This window comes from Methyloceanibacter marginalis, from assembly GCF_001723295.1.
GTDB lineage: Bacteria > Pseudomonadota > Alphaproteobacteria > Rhizobiales > Methyloligellaceae > Methyloceanibacter > Methyloceanibacter marginalis.
This window is the reverse complement of record NZ_LPWD01000399.1, coordinates 1-1,678: the sequence shown is the minus strand read 5'-3', so window position 1 is coordinate 1,678 and position 1,678 is coordinate 1. Positions and strand designations below refer to the sequence as shown.

At 64.5% G+C, this 1,678-nt stretch carries 4 protein-coding genes; 2 read left to right on the top strand and 2 right to left on the bottom strand.

Annotation, left to right across the window (positions count from 1 at the left end):
• On the top strand, positions 1 to 329 hold a 329-nt coding region (locus tag AUC71_RS13545), incomplete at its 5' end, for a DUF1214 domain-containing protein (protein ID WP_141701708.1).
• A 29-nt stretch (positions 330 to 358) separates the two neighbouring features.
• Here the strand turns inward: AUC71_RS13545 and AUC71_RS13540 are convergent.
• Positions 359 to 982, bottom strand: coding sequence for a DUF502 domain-containing protein (locus AUC71_RS13540; RefSeq protein ID WP_244500966.1), 624 nt, complete (start codon positions 980 to 982; stop codon positions 359 to 361).
• Here AUC71_RS13540 and AUC71_RS21460 point away from each other — a divergent pair.
• The gene (locus tag AUC71_RS21460) at positions 975 to 1,223 is read left to right on the top strand and encodes a hypothetical protein (RefSeq protein WP_244500965.1); all 249 of its coding nucleotides are present in this window, start codon (positions 975 to 977) and stop codon (positions 1,221 to 1,223) included. The genes AUC71_RS13540 and AUC71_RS21460 overlap by 8 nt on opposite strands.
• Positions 1,224 to 1,274: 51 nt before the next feature.
• Here the strand turns inward: AUC71_RS21460 and AUC71_RS13535 are convergent.
• The coding region (locus AUC71_RS13535; RefSeq protein WP_141701707.1) for an SPOR domain-containing protein at positions 1,275 to 1,678 on the bottom strand (404 nt) is incomplete at its 5' end.

The window sequence follows — 1,678 nt, the reverse complement described above, 5'->3', positions numbered from 1 at the left end:
CGAGCGCGCTCCCGCCGGTCAACGCCTTCTGGTCGGTGACCATGTATGACGGCAAGACCCAGCTCCTCATCGAGAACCCGATCCACCGTTATCTTATTAACTCGCCGATGCTGCCAGAGTTGAAGAAGAACGCCGACGGCTCGCTGACCCTCTACATCCAGAAGGACGAACCCACCGACCCGCTGCAGAAGGCGAACTGGCTGCCGGCACCGGACGGCCCGATCTATCTAGTGATGCGCCTCTACTGGCCTAAGACCGAGGCGCCGTCGATCTTGCCGGCTGGCGAAGGCAGCTGGCAGCCGCCGGCCATGACGCGCGCAGCGCAATAGCCGCTTCGGCGTGGCAATGCGGAGCCCGTCTAGACGACGGGCTCTTCCTCGGGCACCGGTTTCTTGCGCTTGGCGTCGTCCGCCAGCTCTTTGAGCTTGTCCTGCGGCGGCGCCACCAGCCCCGCCGAGATGACGAGCTTGGCGGCGTCGTCGATCGCCATGTCGAGCACGATGACATCCTTGGCCGGCATGAACAGGACGAAGCCCGTCGTGGGGTTCGGCGCGTTCGGCATGAACACGGTCAGGAGCTCGCCGTTGCCGAGCTTGCCCTTCACCTCGTGGGGCGGTTCGCCGGAGACGAAGACGACGGCGTACACACCCCGGCGGGGGAACTCGATCAGCCCCACGCGCTTGAACCCTGTTCCCTGTTTCGAGAACACCGTGGTGAAGATCTGCTTGAGGAGCCGGTAGACGCCGCGCACCACGGGCATGCGATCCAGCATCATCTCGCCGTAGCTCACGATGGTGCGCCCGAACAGATTGGCGGCCAGCGCACCGACCACCATCAAGGCAAAAATGCCGATGATCAGACCGGCGCCCGGAACATTGAACGGCAGGAAATTGTCCGGCAGATAGCGCTGCGGAATGAGCGGTTTGACCCAGCCGTCGACCAGGTTGATGAACCACCACACCACATAGATCGTGATGGCCACGGGCGACGATGATCAGGCCCGTCAGAAAGTAGCCGCGCAGCCGCGCCAGGAAGTGGGAGGATGTCGGCTCCAGCGCGCCGAACAGGCCGAGATCTTCCGCCAGGTTGTGCTCGGTCTCGGGGGCGTCGTTCTTCTTCTTGTCGTCTTCGGTGGTCATGCGATCTCTGAAACGGCGGGAGGGCAAGGGACGCTACGGCAAGGCCGTGTCGCGACGGCGCTTCTTATCACGCCAAGCTTATAGATGTGAGGCATGGCCGAATGCAGGCGCGCTGGCAAGTGCGCTTTCCGCCGCTCACGGACCGTCGGGCGAAACGACGGAACAGTCCGTGCCGCCCCGTTTCAAGGCATTGCAGACCTTGGTGCCTTCGGACTCGCTCGGGAACGGTCCAATCTTGACGCTGTAGAAGGTGCCGAAGCTGCCGATGTTCACCTCTTCGATTCTGGCACCGGCGCTCGCGAGCTGGGAGTTCGATCCTTGCGCCTTTTTCCACAGGCCCTCGGCCTCGGCCTTGGACCGGCTATTTGCGAGTTGCACCGTATAGCCGGCGCTCGGTCGGCTCGCGGCGGGAGCCGGCGCGGGCTCTGAGCTCGTCTGGCGCGAGAACCAGCGCCCGACCGCCGTACCGTCGTCGCTGTCGGCGACCACGCGCTCCGTCTGGGGTATTGTCGGCCCAGCTTGCCGCCGAAGGCGGCGCG

Coding starts and splice junctions, on each gene's coding strand:
- AUC71_RS21460 (WP_244500965.1), top strand. CDS start 975: ATGGCCACGGGCGACGATGATCAGGCCCGTCAGAAAGTAGCCGCGCAG.